18 protein-coding genes are annotated in these 22,299 nt (G+C 46.8%); 14 read left to right on the forward strand and 4 right to left on the reverse strand.

What is annotated here, in order from left to right; genetic code table 11:
• Positions 1 to 73 precede the first annotated feature (73 nt).
• The 4 genes from ACX0G9_RS11665 to ACX0G9_RS11680 all read left to right on the forward strand — a co-directional run bounded on the left by ACX0G9_RS11665 (position 74) and on the right by ACX0G9_RS11680 (position 2,406).
• Entirely contained in the window at positions 74 to 325 is a 252-nt protein-coding gene (locus tag ACX0G9_RS11665) for an RNA recognition motif domain-containing protein (protein WP_459065081.1), read from the forward strand.
• Positions 326 to 625: 300 nt separating this feature from the next.
• Positions 626 to 877, forward strand: coding sequence for a short-chain dehydrogenase (locus tag ACX0G9_RS11670; RefSeq protein ID WP_459065082.1), 252 nt, complete (start codon positions 626 to 628; stop codon positions 875 to 877).
• A gap of 19 nt (positions 878 to 896) precedes the next feature.
• A complete protein-coding gene (locus ACX0G9_RS11675) occupies positions 897 to 1,970 on the forward strand; it encodes a 3-oxoacyl-ACP synthase III family protein (RefSeq protein WP_459065083.1) in 1,074 nt (357 codons plus the stop codon).
• Positions 1,971 to 2,121: 151 nt separating this feature from the next.
• Positions 2,122 to 2,406, forward strand: coding sequence for an RNA recognition motif domain-containing protein (locus ACX0G9_RS11680; RefSeq protein ID WP_459065084.1), 285 nt, complete (start codon positions 2,122 to 2,124; stop codon positions 2,404 to 2,406).
• 59 nt (positions 2,407 to 2,465) lie between these two features.
• Here the strand turns inward: ACX0G9_RS11680 and ACX0G9_RS11685 are convergent, their stop codons facing one another.
• Together ACX0G9_RS11685 and ACX0G9_RS11690 are read right to left on the reverse strand one after the other, a co-directional pair.
• The gene (locus tag ACX0G9_RS11685) at positions 2,466 to 3,812 is read right to left on the reverse strand and encodes an amidohydrolase family protein (protein ID WP_459065085.1); all 1,347 of its coding nucleotides are present in this window, start codon (positions 3,810 to 3,812) and stop codon (positions 2,466 to 2,468) included.
• Positions 3,813 to 3,822: 10 nt separating this feature from the next.
• Complete coding sequence (locus ACX0G9_RS11690; protein WP_459065086.1) at positions 3,823 to 6,984, reverse strand: amidohydrolase family protein; 3,162 nt, start codon at positions 6,982 to 6,984, stop codon at positions 3,823 to 3,825.
• A 166-nt stretch (positions 6,985 to 7,150) separates the two neighbouring features.
• Between ACX0G9_RS11690 and deoC the strand changes: the two genes are divergently transcribed.
• The 5 genes from deoC to ACX0G9_RS11715 all read left to right on the forward strand — a co-directional run bounded on the left by deoC (position 7,151) and on the right by ACX0G9_RS11715 (position 14,301).
• Entirely contained in the window at positions 7,151 to 7,945 is a 795-nt protein-coding gene (gene deoC, locus ACX0G9_RS11695; RefSeq protein WP_459065087.1) for a deoxyribose-phosphate aldolase, read from the forward strand.
• A gap of 59 nt (positions 7,946 to 8,004) precedes the next feature.
• Complete coding sequence (locus tag ACX0G9_RS11700; RefSeq protein ID WP_459065088.1) at positions 8,005 to 8,481, forward strand: SPOR domain-containing protein; 477 nt, start codon at positions 8,005 to 8,007, stop codon at positions 8,479 to 8,481.
• Between the two features lie 101 nt (positions 8,482 to 8,582).
• Positions 8,583 to 9,818, forward strand: coding sequence for a M20 metallopeptidase family protein (locus ACX0G9_RS11705; RefSeq protein ID WP_459065089.1), 1,236 nt, complete (start codon positions 8,583 to 8,585; stop codon positions 9,816 to 9,818).
• 143 nt (positions 9,819 to 9,961) lie between these two features.
• On the forward strand, positions 9,962 to 12,340 hold the full coding sequence (locus ACX0G9_RS11710) for an ABC transporter permease (RefSeq protein ID WP_459065090.1): 2,379 nt from the start codon (positions 9,962 to 9,964) through the stop codon (positions 12,338 to 12,340).
• 89 nt (positions 12,341 to 12,429) lie between these two features.
• On the forward strand, positions 12,430 to 14,301 hold the full coding sequence (locus ACX0G9_RS11715) for a CocE/NonD family hydrolase (protein WP_459065091.1): 1,872 nt from the start codon (positions 12,430 to 12,432) through the stop codon (positions 14,299 to 14,301).
• A gap of 79 nt (positions 14,302 to 14,380) precedes the next feature.
• Here ACX0G9_RS11715 and ACX0G9_RS11720 read toward each other — a convergent pair whose 3' ends face one another.
• Complete coding sequence (locus ACX0G9_RS11720) at positions 14,381 to 15,193, reverse strand: zinc-dependent metalloprotease family protein (RefSeq protein ID WP_459065092.1); 813 nt, start codon at positions 15,191 to 15,193, stop codon at positions 14,381 to 14,383.
• Positions 15,194 to 15,803: 610 nt separating this feature from the next.
• Between ACX0G9_RS11720 and ACX0G9_RS11725 the strand changes: the two genes are divergently transcribed.
• The 5 genes from ACX0G9_RS11725 to sucD all read left to right on the forward strand — a co-directional run bounded on the left by ACX0G9_RS11725 (position 15,804) and on the right by sucD (position 21,766).
• A complete protein-coding gene (locus ACX0G9_RS11725) occupies positions 15,804 to 18,149 on the forward strand; it encodes an NADP-dependent malic enzyme (protein WP_459065093.1) in 2,346 nt (781 codons plus the stop codon).
• A gap of 55 nt (positions 18,150 to 18,204) precedes the next feature.
• A complete protein-coding gene (locus ACX0G9_RS11730; RefSeq protein ID WP_459065094.1) occupies positions 18,205 to 18,942 on the forward strand; it encodes an MlaE family ABC transporter permease in 738 nt (245 codons plus the stop codon).
• 208 nt (positions 18,943 to 19,150) lie between these two features.
• A complete protein-coding gene (locus ACX0G9_RS11735; protein ID WP_459065095.1) occupies positions 19,151 to 19,960 on the forward strand; it encodes an ABC transporter ATP-binding protein in 810 nt (269 codons plus the stop codon).
• Positions 19,961 to 20,010: 50 nt separating this feature from the next.
• Entirely contained in the window at positions 20,011 to 20,550 is a 540-nt protein-coding gene (locus ACX0G9_RS11740; protein ID WP_459065096.1) for a YbhB/YbcL family Raf kinase inhibitor-like protein, read from the forward strand.
• Positions 20,551 to 20,893: 343 nt separating this feature from the next.
• The gene (gene sucD, locus ACX0G9_RS11745; protein ID WP_459065097.1) at positions 20,894 to 21,766 is read left to right on the forward strand and encodes a succinate--CoA ligase subunit alpha; all 873 of its coding nucleotides are present in this window, start codon (positions 20,894 to 20,896) and stop codon (positions 21,764 to 21,766) included.
• Between the two features lie 174 nt (positions 21,767 to 21,940).
• Here sucD and ACX0G9_RS11750 read toward each other — a convergent pair whose 3' ends face one another.
• Positions 21,941 to 22,264 (reverse strand): hypothetical protein, encoded by a 324-nt coding sequence (locus ACX0G9_RS11750; RefSeq protein WP_459065098.1) that lies wholly within the window; start codon positions 22,262 to 22,264, stop codon positions 21,941 to 21,943.
• Positions 22,265 to 22,299 lie beyond the last annotated feature (35 nt).

Consider the following 22,299-nt stretch of genomic DNA (forward strand, 5'->3'; position numbering starts at 1 on the left):
TTTCCTTGTCTTCTTCAAGTCCTTTCTGTTCAACCAATTCAGACATTCTTATTGGTTAATTAAAAGCTGGTTTATGGAAATTCGCGCCTCTAATCTTAGTATTAATGTCAGCGATACAGACGTCAGAAAGCTGTTTTCTTCCTTTGGCATAATCAATTCCGCTGCTATTGTCCGGGATAAGCTGAATGGACGGTCGAAGGGCATGGCCATCGTTGATATGCCCGTAGCCGCCGAGGCCAGGCAGGCCATAGCTTCCCTGAATCAAACGATGGTTTCCGGCAAAGTGATCTCAGTAATCGAGTTCAATACTTCTCCCCAGTGGTAAAATGGTAAGTGATTCCCATGGGTTTCAAGCCACTGCCCCATGCCGGTGCTACAACCGGTAAGGCCATCTATAGGCACTGCTGTGAAAACAATGCGTATTTCTCCCTTTAAAGACTTACCTTTGCACGACTTATAACCTCATTGACCCTTTCTTTTGGTCTGGCTTAGTCCATAAAGATCATAGGATTCAGATCGATCAGGAACATAAGGCGGTAGCAAAAGCATGGATTTACTCTGCCATTTCAACCTGAAGCAGGGAAAATTACATAGCCATTCATCATATGTTCTTTAAAATGTATTTATGACAACCGTTCAAATCGAAAATTTTTTACTGGAAAAGTACCTGGACAAATCCCCCGTTAAGATCAATTTTAAAACCAGGCAGCCTTTTGCCGGAATCTTCATTAAGACGGCCGATTACAACGAACTGAAATCTAAGAATCTTTGGCGGATCGTTTGGGAATCCAATATCGATAATTACAAAAGAACAAAAGATACCAGCCTGGCCCGTATTTTTAATGGTATGGAAATAACAAAATTGTCTGCCGGGTAAACCAGCCAAGCCTTTTTGTATGTTTCGATCCATTATAACAGGCACCGGAAGTTATATTCCTCCCACTGTTAAAAAAAACAGTGATTTCGCCTCCCATACCTTTTTTACAGAATCTCAGCAACAGATCCATACCCCTCCGCCTGAAATCATAGAGAAATTCCGGCTGATTACCGGCATAGAAGAACGCAGGTATGCCCCTTCGGGTATCAATGCCTCCGATATGGCCACGGCAGCGGCGTTGCTCGCTATCGCCGACAGCGGTATCGACCCGCAATCCCTGGACCAGATCATTGTAGCCCATAATTTCGGAAATGTTAGGGAAACCACCATACAATCGGATGCCGTTCCATCCCTGGCATCAAGGGTTAAGCACGATCTCGGCATCCGCAATCCTTCCTGTATTCCCTACGATATACTATTCGGTTGCCCGGGCTGGCTCCAGGGGCTCATACAGGCTGAAATTTATTTTAAGGCAGGAGCTGCTAAAAACTCCCTCATCATTGGTACAGAGACCCTTTCAAGGGTTTTGGACGAACACGACAGGGATAGTATGATCTTTTCCGATGGAGCCGGCGCCTGTGTTGCCGAATTTAAAGATATCACGGGCAATGACAGGGGTATACTCGGGTCTTCCATCCGGTCGGATAGTTTTCAGGAACTGGCTTATATCGATTTTGGCAGGACCAATGCCCCCGGGTCCGATTCAGCCACCCGTTATCTGAAAATGAAAGGCAGGAAAGTCTATGAATATGCCCTCCGTTACGTACCGGAAGCGATGAAGGAATGTCTCGACAAAAGCGGGGTATCTATCCACGATCTCAAAAAGATCTTTATCCACCAGGCAAATGAAAAGATGGACGAAGCGATCGTAAAAGCGTTTTACAGTCTTTATGGTTTACCGGTATCCCCGCAGTTCATTATGCCCATGTCCATCCACTGGCTGGGAAACAGCTCCGTTGCTACTATCCCCACTCTTTTCGATCTGGTCCGCAAAGGGCAGGTCCCGGATCATGGGCTCCGGACAGGAGATCTTATCCTGTTTGCTTCTGTCGGTGCCGGTATGAATATCAACGCCGTTTGTTACCAGTACTAAGGAAGTATTTTTGCAATTTCAATAGGAAAAGTTTATATTCATTAATAATTGAGAGCTACAACACTAAGTAATTGAAACCATAATTCCCCTTCCCCCCACTACTTTCTATTGTTCCCGGCTCAGTTCATTTATCACCTTTTAATTTAACAGTATGAACATGTACGTTTCAAACCTGGGCTTTCAAGTGACTGACCAGGACCTAAAGACGCTGTTTGAGGGTTTTGGAAAAGTAACCTCCGCAAAAATCATCAACGACAAAGAAACCGGTCGGTCCCGCGGGTTTGGTTTTGTGGAAATGCCCCAGGAGGCAGAAGCGGAGGAAGCCATGCAAAAGCTGAAAGGTAGCGAAATGGAAGGGAGGACTCTCTCTATTGAAATGGCCAAGCCGCGGCCGGACACTCCTTATGGCGATCGCAATTCCCGCTGGCAGAAATAGTTGAAAACGGCAAGGCCCCAACCGTTGGTAAGGACAGGTTGGGGCCTTGCCGTTGGGTTTTATCGCAACCCATACTTACTCATATACCGCTTATATAACTGCGTCTGTTTATTTTCCAGGCTCACTTCCCTCCCTTGTATGAAGGCGTGCTCTATCAGGCTGGTACGCATATCCAGGATATCTCCTCCACTGATCACGATATTGGCATCTTTACCGGCTTCCAGCGAACCGGTGCGGTAATCGATACCAAGGATCTTTGCACTGTTCAGGGTGATCGCCTGCAAGGCTTGTTCTTTGGTCAAACCATAGGCAGCCGCAGTGCCGGCATTGAACATCAGGTTCCGGTAACGGGTTTCATCATGCTGATCGTTCAGGGCAAACAGGACGCCGGCCTTTTGTAATTGGGCAGGAGTCTTGTACGGTTGATCCACATCGTCATCATCGGTTACTGGTAAAGCATGTTCCTCCTGCAGAATGACTGCAATATGGTTTTGCTTCAACAGATCCGCAATTTGCCAGCTTTCACTTCCGCCAACAATTACCACATCGAATCCGAATTCCTTTACAAAATCGATCGCCACGAGCATTTGTTTGACCTCATCGGCATGCACGAAGAGTTTCTGCTGTTTGGCATATAATCCTTTCACAGCTTCGAATTTCAGATTGATTTGCCGGTGGCCGGTTTCCTGGAGATAGGCTTTTGCCTCCCGGAAAAAGACCTTTAGTTCATTTATTTTTTCCAGGGCTTGTTTCGTTAATTCCTGCTGGGCCGTTTGGGGAATACCAAAAAAAGCAGCGAAAGCATTTGTCTTTGAAATAAAGGCCGGCAGATTCAAATGAATGGCCCCATCCATCCGGTAAGCGGCATCCTCCCAATTCCAGGCGTCTAATTGTACCACGGTGGAAGATCCGCTGATCGTTCCCCCCTGAGGAGTAATTCCGGCCAGAAGGATGCCATTTGCCTTCAGGGTATTAATGATCTTAGAATCTGTATTATAAGCTACAATGGACCGGATATTGGGATTCAGATCTCCCAGCTCCTGGTAATCGTTCGAACCTCTCACTCCGTTTGCAATTTCCTTTAAACCCAGATCCGTTACCGGAAGGATCAATCCAGGATAAATCTGTTTGCCTTTTGCATCGATCAGTTTCACCTCCCCGGATGGTATGGCAAGGCTTTGCCCAACCTGTACGATCCTGCCATTATTCACCTCTATACTTCCTCCCTCTATAACCTGACCGTTTCCAATATGGATCGTCCCGCCGGTTATGAAGAGCCTTCCTTTATATTCTTTTGCCGGATAGACATCATCCTGGGCCTGTGTCGTTGCCTGGAAAAACAAGAGGCCGGATAGGATAAGCAAACAGATGGGCTGATAATTTATACTGAAATTTAATTTTTTCATGTGCTGGATTTTAGCGGTTCATATTGGTTACGATAGTCTGCAAGCCGTCCTGTTCATCATGGTCCCCGCAACGTAGTTCGGTATGGAAATTGGGAGAAGCCGGGGCCATGGAAGCACCCCCCTTTTTATCAGAAAGCATTTTTTGCACCAGGCGGTTTCTTTCCCCGGCAATGCTTTTTCGCAGAGCCAGATCCCGTTCGACATCGTAATAGATAATCCCGTCTACGATGGTTCTTTCAGATCGCGCATAAATACTCAACGGATTATCGCTCCATAGTACCAGGTCTGCATCCTTTCCCACTTTAATGCTTCCTACCCGGTCGGCCACATGCAAGGCCTTTGCCGGATTGAGGGTGACCATCTTCAGCGCATCTTCTTCGCTCATGCCTCCGTATTTGACGCTTTTGGCGGCCTCCTGGTTCAGGCGACGGGCCTGTTCGGCATCGTCCGAGTTGATACATACGTTGAGCCCGGCCTTTTGCATGATCACCGCATTGTAGGCTATCGCATCCTGTACCTCCGTCTTATAAGCCCACCAATCCGAGAAGGTGGACACATTAGCGCCATGCTCCTTCATCTTATCGGCCACCTTATAGCCTTCCAATATATGCGTAAAGGTGTTTACCCGGAAACCAAATTTTTCAGCGACCCGCATCAGGGAGGTTATCTCACTTTGCACATAGGAATGACAGGTTATGAACCGCTTCTTATTGATAATTTCCACCAGGGCATCCAGTTCCAGGTCTCTTCTGACGGCTACGGAACCGGCACCTTTCTTTTTTCCAGCCTCAGCTGTCTTACGCTGATTCTCATAATCACGGGCCCGGGTAAACGCATCCATCAATACTTCTTCAACGCCCATCCGGGTATCGGGGAACCGGTTATTATTACGCGATGTTGTTCTTTTTACATTTTCACCCAAAGCGAATTTTATGAAGGGATCCCAATTCCTGAATTTAAGTCCTTCGTCATCTGTACCCCAACGTAATTTGATCAATTGGGTCTGTCCCCCGATGGTATTAGCCGAACCATGCAGAATATGGGCGGAAGTAACCCCTCCGCTCAACAGGCGATAAATATTGATATCCTCCGGGTTGAGATTATCCCCGATGCGTACTTCCGAAGTTACGGACTGCGCACCTTCGTTGATCGACATTGCTGCAATATGGGAATGTTCATCAATGATACCGGCGGTCAGATGTTTGCCTGTCCCATCAATGATCTTTGCACCGGGCGCATTGATCCCTTTCCCGATCTGCACGATCTTTCCCGCCCTGATCCAGACGTCCGTATTTTCCAGTTTACCATCCTGCTCATTGGTCCAGACGGTGGCACTGCGGATCAGCAGATCTTCCTGGCCTGGTAACACATCCCATCCATAGCCGTTGAAAGGGAATTTTATCTTTCCCGTAAGGAGAGTTTTTTTTCTGACCGAATCGGGTTTGGAAGCAGTTGCCCCGGAATAAAGGGCGGTCCAGGTCACTGGGTTACCGGCGGTATCTACTCCGCTTCCATTCCAGGAATCTTCACCGGCGACTCCGCTCAGACGGATAGAAGGCGATGCCTGACCGGATTTTTTTGTCCCTGCCGGAAGATTGGTTTCAACAGGACTAAAACTTATCGAAACGAGTTTGCCATCGTAGCTAAACTTCGCCGTCGCCGTATCTTTCCCGATCACCGTTGCAGAGCCGGAGGATTTTACATCCAGTTTGTATGTAAGCGTTCCGGAGGAGGAACTGCCCGGGGCACCAACCCCGGCCGGACTGATAACCAGGTTATATTGCCCTTTGCTATCCTTCCAGGCATCCTCTTTCACCGCGTATTTTTCACCTTGTACCCAGTTTTCAATGATGTTCGTTTTCTCCTGGAAAACAGGCCCGGTGGTGATAAGGAAGTTTGCCAGTTTGCCTGTCTCCAGACTTCCCACCTTTTCATAAATGCCCAATAAAAGGGCGGGGGTCCTGGTCAATGCCTCAAATGCCCTTTCTTCACTCAATCCGTAGTCAATGGCTTTTCGCAGGTTAACGATAAACTGTTTGGGATCTTTCAGATCGGAGGTGGTAAGGCAGAAAGAAATTCCTGCTTTTTCAAAGGCGGCAGGATTGCCAGGGGCAAGCTCCCAATGTTTCATATCCGCCAGGGATACATATCTTGCTTCCCCGGGATCTTCCACATCGATCGCCTGGGGAAAGTTCAGCGGGAGGATAAAGGTCGCCTTGGTGGCTGCAATAGCGGCAATCCGCTGGTATTCGTTACCACCGCCCTTTATGATATATTTTACACCGAATTCATCGCCGATACGAAACGCACGCAGATCGCTCCATTTATCACCCGCCTCGAAAACCTGGGGAAGGGTTTGTTCATCCAGCCATGCCTGGAGGCTCATATTTATCCCTTCCCTTGTCTGCATATGCTGGTCCTCTACCCGGTCATTGTTAAGACCTTTATACCACTGTCCGTCCAGATAGGTCTGACGAAGCAGGGCAATTACCCCCATCAGTGATCCGGGGTAACTTTGCGCGGAGCTGCCTTTGCTGAATGAATAATGAGCGGAAGCCCGCTCCTTAAGGATAACCAGGTTCTCCCGGCCACCGGCCAGGGTAACCACAGCTCCTGTTCCCCTGGCAATACCATCCTTAAGATGGGTAAGTACCGTGCCGAAACCATTTTCCCGGAAGGGTCTGGCCTTGGGATCATCGACCGAAAAAAGCCGGGCCCCTTCCATCTCGGGATGAATGGCCTGATTCCAGTTATAGGCCCCTTTTGTGCCAGAATTCATTTGGGTCGGAGCCGAATAATCGAACCCGCCCTTTTTTCTTTCCGGAGCGGTTATCCCATAATCGGTATAAATATCGATAAAAGAGGGGTAGATATATTTCCCGCTGCAATCAACCAGGACGGCATCCTTAGGGATTACCAATCCGGTTCCTGCTCCCAGGATGAAACCGTCCCGGATAAGCAAGGTGGCATTCGGGATAGTGGTTTTTGCATCTTTTACCAGAGTGGCATGGGTAAAGGCATAACATCCTTCCCGGGGGTCGGCGATGCCATTTACAGGAAAACTAACCTGTCCGGTGCCAATCATCGCATGCAGTAGCAGGCCTGCCAGCATAACAGGCCATTTCCGGGATAACCAATCCCGGATAAAGATCCAATACCGTAAATGTCTCATGTGTGTGTAATTTTGAATATAGATTTTTGATCCTTTAAAAATGATCTCTAATTTAATGAAATGGAGTAATTTTGAATGTACTGTTTTTTACCAGCGGTAAAAACCGCTATCCGGGTTTCGAATCATCCGGGTTTTGCCTCACCTGAAAATAAACCATATTTCGCCGGTGACATCAATCGCCTCTTATATCGACCATACTATTTTAAAACCGACAACTTCTGCAGAAGAGATCAGCCAGATATGCGGTGAAGCTCTCGAATGCGGTTTTGCCGCTGTTTGTATTCCTCCGCCAATGGTCAGACAGGCTGTTGAAATGATAAGTGATACCAGGAAGAAGGCGGCGGAAAATGGTAACGGTTCGCATCAATTGGTGAAAGTGGCCACGGTTATCGGTTTCCCTTTCGGCTATTCCTGCGTGAAAGCCAAACTCGAAGAGGTGGAACAGGCCATTGCCGATGGAGCCGATGAGCTGGATATCGTCATCAACCTTATAGCTCTTCAAAAGAAGGAATGGGAATTCCTGGAATGGGAGATGCAATCCCTGACCGATCGTGTGCATACTTATGGAAAAACAATAAAGGTCATTATAGAAACCGGCATTTTGCCGGAGGCTGCCATCATCCGTTGTTGTGAGATCTATAGTAAAATCGGGGTGGATTTCCTGAAGACGTCCACCGGATATGCCGAAAAAGGGGCAACCCTGGAAACAGTCCGGTTGATGCGTCAGCATTTACCCCCATCCATCAGCATAAAAGCTTCAGGAGGCATCCGCCAATATGCATTCGCCCGTCAATTGATAGAGGCCGGAGCAGACCGGTTGGGCTGCAGCGCAAGCCTGGAGATCCTGCGCGGAGAAAAAGCAGCCCAAGCGGGATCGGATGACCATGACCGTTCAGCAAAAGAAAATAAAGGAAAACCCAGGACAAAGGATATCAATTGGGAGGTCGGCGGAGAGGGCTAATCCCTTTTCCCGGAATTTGGCCGGAACTTTGCGTATTATCCTAAAAAACGACAATGCACATGATTAAAAATAAAATGGTTATCCTCAGTCTGTTTCTTTCGTCACATGCTTTCGCACAAACAGACACTGGTACGGGAGCGGGATTGGGCGCAGGAACGGCTGGCACAGGGACGGACTCCAACCAGGTTGTCGTTGTAAAAGATGCCCGTATCGATCTGTTAATCCACAAACAAATGGAGATCAACGAAGCTACTACGCGCGACAGCCGGCGCAGCATGCCAGGTTTCCGGATTCAGGTGATCAATTCCCCTGATCGTAATAAGGTTTTTGCCGTCAAGACCAAGATCTATCAGCAATTCCCGGAATTAAAACCATACCTGATGTATCAGGCTCCTAATTATAAATTGAAAGTCGGGAATTTCAAGACCCAGGATGAAGCGGAAGATTATCAGAAACAATTATCCAGGTTATTTCCTTCCGGAATGTATGTTATACGGGATACGATTGAGGTGTCGGCAGGTTCATCCACCCCCTGAGCACCTGAAGGGAGTGAAAGACAAAGAAGACCGGGAGAGGATTTGAATAGCTGAATGCATTCGTGGTCCGGGTGATTATTGAACAGTTTATAAAAAAGGAAATGAGCGAAATAAGCGATATAAAAAACTCCCCCTTAAGGGGGGTGGGGGGACTGGAGAATAGAATCAAAGAGCTGGCCAAACAATACGCACCCGACCTGATCGCAATCAGGCATCATTTGCATGCGCATCCGGAACTTAGTTACAAAGAATTTGAAACATCGAAATTCGTTCAGGAAAAACTTGGCGGAATCGGTATTCCCTTCCGGGTCATGGCTACTACAGGGGTTGTAGGGCTTATCGAAGGAAAGAACCCGGGCAAAAGGATGATCGCCCTTCGGGCGGACATGGATGCCCTTCCCATTCTGGAAGAAAACAAAGTTCCCTATGTATCGAAGAACGAAGGTGTGATGCATGCCTGCGGACACGATGTACATACGACCGTCTTATTGGGAGCAGCCAGGATATTAAATACCCTGAAAGATGAATGGGAAGGAACCGTCAGGCTGATCTTTCAGCCCGGTGAAGAAAAAAATCCAGGAGGGGCCAGCCTGCTGATCAAAGAAGGGGTACTGGAAAACCCGGCGCCTGACGCCATTTTTGGATTACACGTACATCCAGGGCTGGAAAGCGGCCATCTTAGTTTCCGAGGCGGAATGGTCATGGCCAGTGCCGATGAATTATATATTACCATCAAAGGAAAGGGAGGACATGCTGCCGCTCCTCATCTTACCGTCGATACCGTCCTGGTTGCGTCACATCTGATCGTTGCCCTGCAACAGATCATCAGCCGCAACCGCAATCCGCTATCCCCTTCCGTGTTATCTATCACCTCCGTGCAGGGAGGGCATACCACGAATGTCATTCCTACCGAAGTCAAACTGATGGGTACCTTCCGGGCCATGGACGAAAAATGGCGCTTCAAGGCTCACGAACTGATCCGCAAACTGGCTACCGAACTGGTTCATAGCATGGGCGCGGAGATAGACCTCCATATCGATATCGGTTATCCCATGGTGTATAATAACGAAACGCTGAATGAGATCGCCCGGACAGAAGCCGCACATTTCCTGGGAAAGGAAAATGTACTGGAAACTGAAATACGCATGGGGGCGGAAGATTTCGGTTATTACACCCGCCGGATACCCGGTTGCTTTTACCGCCTGGGCGTCATGAATGTTGCTAAAGGAATAACTTCAGGAGTACATACGCCCACCTTCGATATAGACGAATCCGCTATCGAGACCGGGGCAGGGATGATGGCCTGGCTGGGAAGCAGGATAGAGTTTAAAAGGTGAACACCCGGTGTATCGATTCCGGACAGTCAGAATTGATTTTAACCTTTATATTACTGAAAATCAATACGCTGCCATTAGGCATTGCGTTTGTAAACAATATACTGTTTTTGGCAAAAGGCCATTCTCTCCAAAACAGATATACTATGTTTAAGACCAATTTCAAATTTGTCCGGCGCAATCTTCTCAAAGACCGCCAGTTCACCCTTCTCAACCTTTTTGGTTTATCCACGGGTTTGGCCTGCGCCCTGATGATCGGGTTATGGGTATCCGATGAATGGAACGTGGACAAGTTTAATGAGAAAGATAAACTGCTCTACCAGGTAATGGCCAACCAGTCATCCGACGGAGGCATTAAAACGATGGCCAATACTCCTGGTATGCTGGCTAAATCCCTGAAAGAAGAGATCCCTGATATCGAATATGCAGTATCCATATTGCCCGCTTCCTGGTTTCCGTATAAAGGATTTATCGCGAACGGAGAGCAACATATCAAGGCTGGAGGTTCTTATGTAGGAAAGGATTTTTTTAATGTCTTTACCTGTCCCTTCATCGAAGGTGACAGGAACCAGTTGTTTGCCGGCCTTTCCTCTGTTGCTATCTCGGATGAACTTGCCTTAAAACTTTTCAATACCACAAAGGATGTTATCGGCAAACCCCTGAAATGGGATCAGCAGGAACTGGGCGGCAACTTTCTTGTTTCCGGCGTTTTTAAAAAGAATCCTTCCTCTGCCACCGAACAATTCGATTTGCTGCTGAGTTATGATCTACTCCTGAAAAGAAGACCAAATTTACTCGATTGGGGAAACAGCGATCCCAATACCTATGTGATCCTGAAGGAGGGAACGGATATACCCCGCGTGAACAATAAGATCAGGGATTTTATAAAAAATAAAAACAAACAATCAGGAAGCAGCATTTTCCTGGCAAAGTTTTCCGACAGGTATCTTCACGGAAATTATGAGAATGGCATTCAGGCGGAAGGCAGGATCACTTATGTACGGATTTTCTCCATCATTGCCTTATTCATCCTGGTCATCGCCTGTATCAATTTCATGAATTTATCGACGGCTAAGGCCTCCAGGAGAATGAAGGAAGTAGGCATTAAAAAAGTGGTAGGGGCTAGCCGCAGTTCGCTGATCCTCCAATTCATCAGCGAGTCCGTCCTGATGAGTTTTTTATCGCTGATCCTTTCGATCGTATTCATCTATCTCTTACTTCCCCTGTTCAATCAGATTGCGGGCAAACAACTGACGCTCCTTTTTAACAGCGTTACTATTTTCTCCGTCCTTGGCATCACGCTGTTTACCGGTTTTTTAGCCGGAAGTTATCCTGCGTTTTATCTTTCCGGCTTTAACCCCGTTAAGGTACTAAAGGGTAAACTAAGCTCATCCACAGGTGAGATCTGGATACGCAAAGGATTGGTCATATTCCAATTTACTTTATCCGTATTATTTATCGTGGCCGTTCTGATCGTATACCGGCAACTGGACTATATACAATCGAAGAACCTGGGCTATAACAGGGATCACCTGATTCATTTCGAGATCCCTTTAAGTATGGATTCAGCAAAATTAGAAAATGCAGCTTCTTTTGTAAAGGAAATTCAAAATATGCCGGGCGTACTGAGCGCATCCAGCTATTATCACAATCTTACCGGTGATCATGGATCGATCTCCGGATTCCAATGGCCGGGAAAAAACCCGAAAGCCGATATAGAGTTCTCCAACCTGGAAGTGGGATATAATTTCCTGGAAACATCCGGAATAAAGATCAAAGAGGGTAACAATTTTTCTACCAATTTCAATGCCCAAAACGAAATCATTTTTAACGAAACAGCCATAAAAGCGATGGGACTAAAAGATCCCATAGGGAAGACCGTTAAATTCTGGGACCAGCAAAGAAAGATCGTAGGCATTACAGCCGATTTTAATTTTGAGTCCTTATACCAAACCGTAAAACCCTGTTTTTTCCAGGTTTATCCCGTCCTGCCTAATATCATGGTCAGAATAAAAGGAGGAGCGGAAAAACAAACGATCGATCGTATTGAAAAAACCTATGCCGGTTTTAATTATGGGCAGGCTTTTGAATATAAATTCCTGGATGAAGATTACCAAACCCTGTATAATTCAGAGAAAAGAGTGGGGACACTGTCCCGCTGTTTTGCCGGACTGGCTATACTTATCTCCTGTCTTGGCTTATTCGGTCTGGCAGCCTTTACTGCCCAAAGAAGACAAAAGGAAATGGGGATCCGCAAAGTGGTCGGCGCTTCCGTGCAGGAAGTCGCCTTTCTTCTTTCAAGGGAATTCCTATACCTGGTGGGTTTGGCCATGCTTATCGCATTCCCCATCGTCTGGTGGGCTATGACCAATTGGCTTAATGGATTTTCCTACCACATATCTATCGGACCGGACGTTTTCCTGACTACGGCCGCATCGGTAATAGCCATTACCTACCTGACGATCGGTTACCAGGCTTTTAAAACAGCACTGGCAAACCCAATAAAAGCTTTACGAAGTGAGTAAAGGCATAGCCGTTAGCCGTTACGAGGATTTCCTAAAATTGTGAACGCTTCCTAAAATGTTGTATATTCATAAGGATAAAAACAACTGATATGAGCGTTTATATCGAAAGGCTTTCCCTCGTACTTTCCCTGTTAACCCTTAACCTCTCCGTATTTTCACATACGTTAACCGATAACATCTCTGCTAAAAACATTAGGGCAGATGAAAAATATACCCGTAAAGAAGTCATGATCCCCATGCGGGACGGGATTAACCTGCATACCGTCATCTTCTCGCCAAAAGAACAACCGGAGGCCCTGCCCTTCCTGTTACTGCGAACCCCATATGGGGTTGATGAAGAACCCAGTCCGGATAAGGATCAATATGTAAAGGATATGGCAGATGATGGATATATTTTTGTTTACCAGGATATCCGTGGACGTTATCAGTCCGGGGGGCAATATGTAATGCAACGTTTCCCCAGGGATAAAAAGGACCCGAAAGCCATCGACGAAAGCACCGATACCTATGACACCTTCGACTGGCTGCTGAAGAATATCCCCAATAACAACGGAAAAGGCGGCATGTATGGAATTTCCTATGATGGCTGGACCTCGGTCATGGGGGCGATCGATCCCCATCCCGCCCTGAAAGCCATCTCGGAACAGGCGACTCCCGCCGATATGTTCCTGGGTGATGACTTTCATCATAATGGCGCATTCCGTCTCAGCTATGGTTTCGAATATGCTTTCATGGAAGAAGCCTCTAAAAAAGATACACTTTTCCCTTTCTCCCATTATGACACATATGAATGGTATTTGAAATTGGGGCCCTTGTCCAATGTCAACAAGAATTTTTTCTTCGGCAAATTACCCTCCTGGAATAATTTCGTCCGCCATCCCGATTATGATGAATACTGGAAAAAGCAGGCACTGGCGCTGTTGCTCGACTCACCCCGCGTTCCCGTGCTGAACGTGGCCGGCTGGTGGGATCAGGAAGATTTTTACGGAGCTGTCAAGGCATACGAAACCTGGGAGAAACAGGATCATCGCCGGTATAATCACCTGGTCGTGGGTCCCTGGAACCATGGTGGCTGGGCAGGCGGTCCGGGAACCAAACTCGGCAATATCAATTTCGATTCAGCCACCGGCGTTCATTTTAGAAAAGAAATCCAGGCCCACTGGTTTGCCTGGTACCTGAAAGGAAAGGGAGACGGAGTTTTCCCGGAGGCGACGACTTTCCAGACGGGAAGCAATACGTGGAAAACTTATGACAGCTGGCCACCGCGCCAGGCCAAACGAAAGGATCTCTATTTCCGGGCAAACGGGAAACTATCCTTCGAAAAACCCAAGACCAATACCAGTTGGGAAGTAAAATTCGATGCCTATGTCTCCGACCCTGCCCATCCGGTTCCCTACAGGAACCGGCCTGTCGAAGAGACTTACGGCCCCGGCTCCAGATGGTATACCTGGCTGACGGAAGATCAACGTTTTGTTCACAACCGTCCGGATGTACTCAGCTGGGAGACGGATACGTTGGAGAACGATATCACCGTGACAGGCGCTTTGCTGGCCCGTATCTATGCCTCCACAACCGGTAGCGATGCCGACTGGGTCGTAAAACTGATCGATGTCTATCCGCAAATCTATCCGAAAGAGCCGAAAATGGCAGGTTATCAGTTCATGGTCGCCAATGATGTATTCCGGGGCCGTTATAGAAAAAGTTTCGAACATCCGGAAGCGATCCCGCCCGGAAAGGTGGAAGAATATAAGATCGATCTGCACACCTTAAATCATGTTTTCCGCAAAGGACATAAGATCATGGTTCAGGTCCAAAGTACCTGGTTCCCTATAATCGACCGGAATCCCCAAAAGTTCGTGCCGAATATTTTTGAAGCCAAAGAAGAGGATTTTCATTCCGCCACCCATAAGATCTACCGGTCGGCTATTTTCCCTTCACATATCGAGTTGTCGGTGATGTAAGGAGATATGGTCCGATAAATGCCTTACAGCTGCTCAATTCCGGAAAAGATGCTGAATGGCGAACGGTCAAAAGAGATTCCTATTGAATTGTCCGCATTGATTTCAGAGAGGAGGCGGAAAAGAGCTTACCCGATGTTCCCTCATATATACAGGAATCAGGCCTTTGAGGTGCTGGTAGGCTTTTGTTTATTTTTTCGTTTTTCAACGAGTCCAGATAAGCGGCAAATGCCTTCTGATAGTCCTTATCTTTTTCGTATCCTGTACAATAGGGTGAATCAATTCTGGAAACCAGGATCCTCAGAAAACGCGAATCTACTTTCGAAAAACAATCGGGACAGGAATGAAATTCCGCCTCATAGGCCAATATATTTTTGGGAACCTGGCTTCTCATCATAGTATATCCATCACTATGATTTCCCCCTAAATTATGGCCTATTTCGTGAATGAATACTCCTTTAATTAATTGTTCTACTAAAATTTCATTACTACCCAACCCGGTCATCCCCAATACATAAACATCTTTTCTTATTTTATCTATATCCATTGCAATTACAAAATTTCCGCCCTGCCCATAGGCTTCCTGATTATCGCTCATAGCCAGCACCATATTCCCAAAATGATGAAGAGAATCTATATAATCGGGAGAAAGGATTTCTTCCTTCAACAAGGATGTATCTTTTTCTTCAAAACTTAATTCAAATTTTACATAAACACGGGTCTTATTGTCTCCTTTTATTTTCCAAATCTTACCTCCTTGATTATAATCATTCATAGCTTCCCTGAAACCTGAGATTATTTTTTCATTCAGTCCACGGTAATAATAATAATGGGCGATAATGATATATGGATCGTTCTCCAAACCTTTGCCGGTAACCTTTCCATCCTTTTTCATCGATCCAATGTCAAATCCACAGGTATATTTTTTAAAGCCACCTGACCGGCTTCCTATTGCAGGTCCAGATAGGAAAAAAATAATCATCAACATACCTAATAGCCTTAGTATACTTGTCTTACAAACAGGTTCAGTCGGATGCATAAGGGGTTTTTTATAAAAGGTGGCCCCATTGTTTGCAATCAGTACCCGATTTTGAACTTCGGGCAACCGTCACTGCAGAGGATTCAGTGCATGCATGAATAATGAGGAATAAACAAAAATTAATACAAGCCACTGCGGCCAACCTGCAGGAATGTTTGACCTTAGGAATACCTGAGGGGAATCATGTATTAAAATGGACACAAACTATAATTGGAGGATTTGCTTATGGGACACCAGGACAAGGGAACCAGGATATCTGAGGAAATAATAATTTCGGGAAAGTGGCTTAAAAATGACCTTTAATGCGTTAAGGGTAAGGGCGAAACCCTGAAATCCTGGTTTAGAATCAATTTCGTATTTTGCACCGGTTTTTGTCGGTTGGCTAAACCGGTAAGGTGATGATCGGAAGATGAATGGAGGGTATGGATTTGCCGGATTCCGCCTGCCGCGTAACTAAATTCCCTGTATGCAAAAAAAAGAGCTCCGAAAGGAGCAAGCGCTAGAATATCACTCCAAAGGAAGACCCGGTAAGATCGAAGTCGTGCCCACGAAAGAGGCCAAAACACAAAGGGATCTTTCCCTGGCCTACTCCCCCGGCGTCGCAGAACCCTGTAAAGAAATCTATAAAAATGTAGAAGAGGTCTATAAATATACAGCCAAGGGCAACCTGGTAGCCGTTATCACCAACGGGACGGCCGTTTTGGGGCTTGGAGACATCGGTCCGGAAGCCTCCAAACCAGTCATGGAAGGAAAGGGGGTCTTATTTAAGATCTTTGCCGATATTGACGTATTCGATATAGAGATCAATGAAAAAGACCCTGAGAAATTCGTTCAGATCGTAAAAGCGCTGGAACCCACTTTCGGAGGCATCAACCTGGAAGATATAAAGGCTCCCGAATGTTTTTATATAGAACGGGAACTAAGGGAACAATTGAAGATTCCCGTGATGCACGACGATCAGCACGGCACGGCAATCATCAGCAGCGCAGCCCTGCTCAATGCCCTGGAGGTCCAAAAGAAAAAGATAGACAAAGTCCGTTTTGTCATCAACGGCGCCGGGGCGGCCGCCATGGCCTGTACCAAATTGTATGTAGCCCTGGGTGCCAAATACGAGCATTTTATTTTATTCGATAAAGATGGGGTTATCCACGAAGGCAGGACGGACCTGGATGAACAAAAAAAGAAGTTCGCCGTTGCCAAAAGCGATTGGACCCTGGAAAAGGCGCTTAAAGATGCCGATGTTTTCGTAGGGCTCAGTGTAGGGAATGTGGTGACTGCTGAAATGGTGAAGAGCATGGCTAAAAGGCCTATCGTTTTCGCCATGGCCAACCCGGATCCGGAGATCAGTTATGAGGTCGCTACCGAAGTCAGGGACGATATCATTATGGCTACCGGTCGCAGCGATTACCCCAACCAGGTCAATAATGTACTGGGATTCCCCTTTATTTTCCGGGGAGCCCTGGATGTCCGCGCCACCCAGATCAATGAGGAAATGAAGCTGGCGGCTGTGAAAGCCCTGGCTGAACTGGCCAAAACACCGGTGCCGGATATCGTGAATATGGCTTATAATGAGAAGACAATAGTTTTCGGACCCACTTATATCATTCCCAAACCCCTCGACCCCCGCTTGCTGTCCACCGTTGCCCCCGCCGTAGCGAAGGCAGCCATGGAGAGCGGGGTGGCTCAGACTTCGATTGATAACTGGGATGCCTATGCCATCGAATTGAACAAACGCCTGGGATTGGACAACCAACTGATCCGTCTCCTGGGTAGTAAAGCACGAAATAACCCCAAACGCCTGGTTTTTGCAGAAGCCGATAACCTGAAGATCCTGAAAACAGCCCAGATCCTGTACGATGAGGGAGTGGCCTTTCCTATGTTACTGGGAGATGAAAAAAAGATCCGTTCTATCGCTCTGGCCAATAATATCGATCTTGATGGCATGCCCATCATCAACCCGCAGAAGGATGAATACGAAGAACAGCGGAAGCTTTTCAGCGATCTGTTCTTTAAGAAACGTCAACGCAGGGGCTTCAATAAATATGAATCGCAGAAGATCATGCGGGACCGGAACTATTTTGGTTGTATGATGGTAGAGACAGGCGAGGCCGATGCCATGATCTCCGGACTGACGAAAAACTATCCCGATACGATCCGGCCGGCTCTCCAGGCGATAGGCACTGAAGACGGTGTTAAGAAGATTGCCGGGATGTATATGATGCTCACCAAAAAAGGTCCGTTATTCCTGGCCGATACTACCGTTAACTTCAACCCCACCGCCGAAGAACTGGCCGATATTACCTTGCTTGTTGCCCGGGAAGTACAGAATTTCAGTCTTACCCCCAGGATTGCCCTGCTCAGTTATTCCAACTTCGGGACCAGCGATTCACCGGAGGCCCGGCTTGTCGCTGAAGCCCGGCGGCTGGTCAAACTAAAGGATCCCACCCTGATCGTCGATGGGGAAATGCAGGCCAGTGTAGCTCTTAATAATGACCTGCTGAAAGAGAATTACCCATTCAGCGAGTTGGTGGACCAGGAGGTCAATACGCTAATCTTCCCCAACCTGGCAGCAGGAAACGTAGCCTATAACCTGTTAAAAGAGGTGGGGGCGGCCGATGCCATCGGCCCGATCCTGCTGGGTCTGAAAAAACCGGTTCATGTGTTGCAATTGGGCAGTTCTGTGCGCAATATTTATAATATGGCATTGGTGGCGATCGTGGATGCACAGATCAAATGTGAAAATTCAGCATCCAATGAGGAAGCGCTGAAAAAAGCACCCTGGTGGAAAAGATCAAAAAAATTAGAAAAATAAGGCAGTATAGGGCTAATCAAGATTTATAAGAACGGTTTAAATTGTATTTTCAGTCATGAAATTTTTTGCAGAATTCGGTCGATACCTGCTGATGCTTAAAGGCATGTTCTCCAAACCAGAGAATATGAAGATGTACTGGAAGGAGTTCATGCATCAATGCTCGGAAATAGGGATCGGTTCCCTTGGTATAGTGGTAATCATTTCCGTTTTTATGGGTGCGGTTTCCACCTTACAGACCGCCTACCAGTTGGTCAGCCCCTTTATTCCCTTATCTACCATCGCCCAGATCGTCCGCGATACGGTTATCCTGGAGTTCTCCCCTACCCTGGTCTGTATCGTACTTGCAGGGGTAGTTGGCAGTAAGATTGCCAGTGAATTGGGGAATATGCGCGTCAGTGAACAGATCGATGCCCTGGAGATCATGGGTATCAATACCAAGGCCTATCTTGTTTTTCCAAAATTAGTGGCGGCTATTGTCGTTATTCCCATGTTGGTGGTTATTTCGGCCGTTTTGGGAATAGTAGGCGGGCGGCTCGCTGGCACCCTGACGGGGATTTTGTCCGGAGCAGCTTTTGATAAAGGGTTGCATCAGTTCTTTAAACCTTACAATGTGTTTTTTGCGCTGGCCAAAGCCTATACTTTTGCCTTTATCATCTCCAGCATCCCCGCATATTATGGCTATTATGTGCAGGGGGGAGCCCTGGAGATCGGAAGGGCCAGTACGAAATCGGTAGTGGTGAGCTGCGTACTGGTGCTTTTTGCGGATTATATTCTGGCGGCCCTCTTGTTATGACATGACACCGTCGCGGCGTCATGTCATAACAAAGACATTAGAGCCCAGACAGGCTGTTGCTTGCAACAGCCGGGCACATTCAGGGAGCCCGACCGCTGAAGCGGTCATATCGACCGCTTCAGCGGCCGGGAAAAAACACCGAACAGTGGAGGGTTGAACGGAGCGTCGCAACTATAATGAAAAGAAGACCAAAAGACGACAAATTATCATGATAGAAGTTAAAGATATCAAGAAAAGTTTTGGAGAAAAGACCGTTATCAATGGGGTCAGCGCTACTTTCCAGACCGGGAAATGCAACCTGATCATCGGGACCAGCGGTAGCGGCAAAACCGTCTTTATAAAATGCCTGGTTGGACTATTTGAACCCGATAGCGGGGAGATCGATTATGACGGGCAGGTTTTCTCAGATATGAATAACGAGCAGCGCAAGGAATTGAGACAGCAGATCGGCATGCTGTTCCAGGGTTCCGCCCTTTTCGATAGTATGACCGTGGAACAAAACGTGATGTTCCCCCTGGATATGTTCACCAAAAAAACATATGCCGAAAAATTACAAAGGGTGAATGAAGTACTGGACCGGGTGAATTTAAAAGATTCCAACAAAAAATTTCCGGCAGAGATCTCCGGAGGGATGAAAAAAAGGGTAGGCATTGCCCGGGCTATCGTTCTGAATCCCAAATACCTTTTCTGCGATGAGCCAAATTCCGGATTGGACCCCCAGACATCGTTGCTAATCGACAAACTGATTCAGGAAATTACGATCGAATATAATATTACTACCGTTGTGAATACCCATGATATGAACAGTGTTATGGAAACCGGCGATCATATTATTTATATGTATCAGGGTTTGAAGGAATGGGAAGGAAGCAACAAGGAAATCATCTTCAACAAAAATAAACGATTAAATGATTTTATTTTTGCCTCCAGCTTCCTGCAGGATGCCAAGGACATGCGTATGCTGGAAATGAAAGGGAAGATCGACAATAACCGCGACATGGATGAATTGCTGAAATAAGAGAATCTTCAAATTATTTATAATAAGTAAGGCTCGAAAAATCTATCATCATGAAAAAACTACTCTTCATTTTAGGAGCTTTTGCCCTAAACACAACCCTGGTTTCTGCCCAGACTTTTACCTTAAAAAGCAATGATATCGGCGGACAGGCGACCAACAGGCAATTTTTTAATGGATTCGGCTGCCATGGAGAAAATATATCACCAGAATTGTCCTGGTCAAACGCCCCGGCTGGAACCCAGGCTTTCGCCGTTACTATGTATGATAAGGATGCTCCCACAGGCAGCGGATTCTGGCACTGGCTGATTTTTAATTTACCGGCAACTACCAGCGAATTGAAGTCCAATGCCGGGGACGTCAGTAAAGGACTTGCACCGGCCGGATCCATCCAGAGCCTGACCGATTTCGGCAAACAGGGTTATGGCGGCCCTTGTCCTCCCGCTGGTCCGATCCACGAATACCTGATCACCGTTTTTGCCCTAAAAAGCAAGCTGGATCTGGACAAAAACGCCAATCCGGCTATCGTAGGATTCTATATTAACTCCAATACCCTGGCCAAAGCCTCTATCGTGATGTATGGACAACAATAAGTAAATGTTATTTTTACGATATATTATCTAGCCACCCTCCCGGGTGGCTTTCTTTTCGGATTAGCACGCATAGGAACAAGGATAAATTGCTTTTAACTCAGTTATTTGATGTAAAATCTTAAAAAAACTATCCCCTTCAAAAACCCAGTATCCCATGATCGCCCACGGGGCGATCGGCCGAAGGCCCCGACATTAGATAAAATTTTGATCGGGGTATTTTTTACCAAAACCCCGATCAAAATTTTTCCCTAAATTTGCCCACCGAATGGTCAGCTTGTAGCTCCGGAACTTACGGTAAAACCCTGGGGCACAGTCAAAAACGATCGCTCTCAAATTTATTCTCATGGCAATTTTAGTTAACAAGGATTCCAGAATCATCGTACAGGGCTTTACAGGAACGGAAGGAACATTCCATGCTACCCAAATGATCGATTACGGCACCCAGGTCGTAGGCGGCGTAACCCCCGGAAAGGGCGGATCCACCCATATCGACAGACCGGTATTCAATACGGTATCGGATGCAGTCAAGGCTACAGAAGCCAATGTTTCCATCATTTTCGTTCCTCCGGCTTTTGCAGCCGATGCCATCATGGAAGCAGCGGAAGCCGGCATAGCGTTGGTAGTCTGCATTACAGAAGGCATTCCGGTTCAGGATATGGTAAAGGTTAGAAATTACCTTGCAGGCAAAAACACCCGTTTAATCGGTCCGAATTGCCCCGGAGTTATTACTGCAGGGGCTTGTAAAGTGGGAATTATGCCCGGATTTGTGTTCATTCCCGGCAAGATCGGTATCGTTTCCAAATCGGGTACCCTCACCTATGAAGCAGCAGACCAGGTGGCTAAGGCAGGTCTGGGCATCTCTACTGCAGTAGGGATCGGTGGAGATCCAATTATCGGTACCACCACCAAAGAAGCGGTAGAATTGCTGATGAATGACCCCGAGACAATAGGGATTGTAATGATAGGAGAAATTGGAGGAAGTATGGAGGCAGATGCTGCTAAATGGATCAAAGAGAACTCCCGCAAACCGGTCGTTGGATTTATTGCCGGCCAAACTGCTCCTCCCGGACGCAGAATGGGACATGCCGGAGCGATTGTAGGCGGTGCCGACGATACAGCAGCAGCCAAAATGAAGATCATGGCTGAATGCGGTATCCATGTAGTACAAAGCCCTGCCGATATCGGTGCGACTATGGCCAAAGTGTTGAAGAAATAGATTTTATTATTGGAGAAATTGCATTTTATACAGGCTGAAAAAGGCCAGACCGAAAAAGGCCGTCCCGGTAATCGAGGACGGCCTTTTCTTTTATTGAAGGTATTCGTACGCTGTTTGTAAAAACGTATTTTTAAGGTTAGACTTTCGCGATAAAAGGGTGTTTGGAAACTCTGTTTAGAAATTTTTCCTGTCATGATTCAGGTCATGATGATCATCACGCAAATCCCGGTGATCATGACGTATATCTCTACGGTCATGCCTTAAGTCTCTGCGATCCTGATGAAGATCGTGAAAATCTCCTTTCCGGCGGTCCCTTTCCAAACTCCTGTGATCGTACCGGAAATCATTCCGATCGTGACGGAGATCCATACGATCATGGCGTATATCCTTCCTGTCATGATAGGCATTCATATGGCCGGTCTTATTGTAACCCTGTGCTTGCGTGGAAGCTGCAAATAACAATCCCACTGCGATAATTATGGTAAATTTCGTTGACATAATTTTAATTTTTACTGGTTAAAAATTGTTCCTCT

The organism is Flavitalea flava, assembly GCF_054461575.1.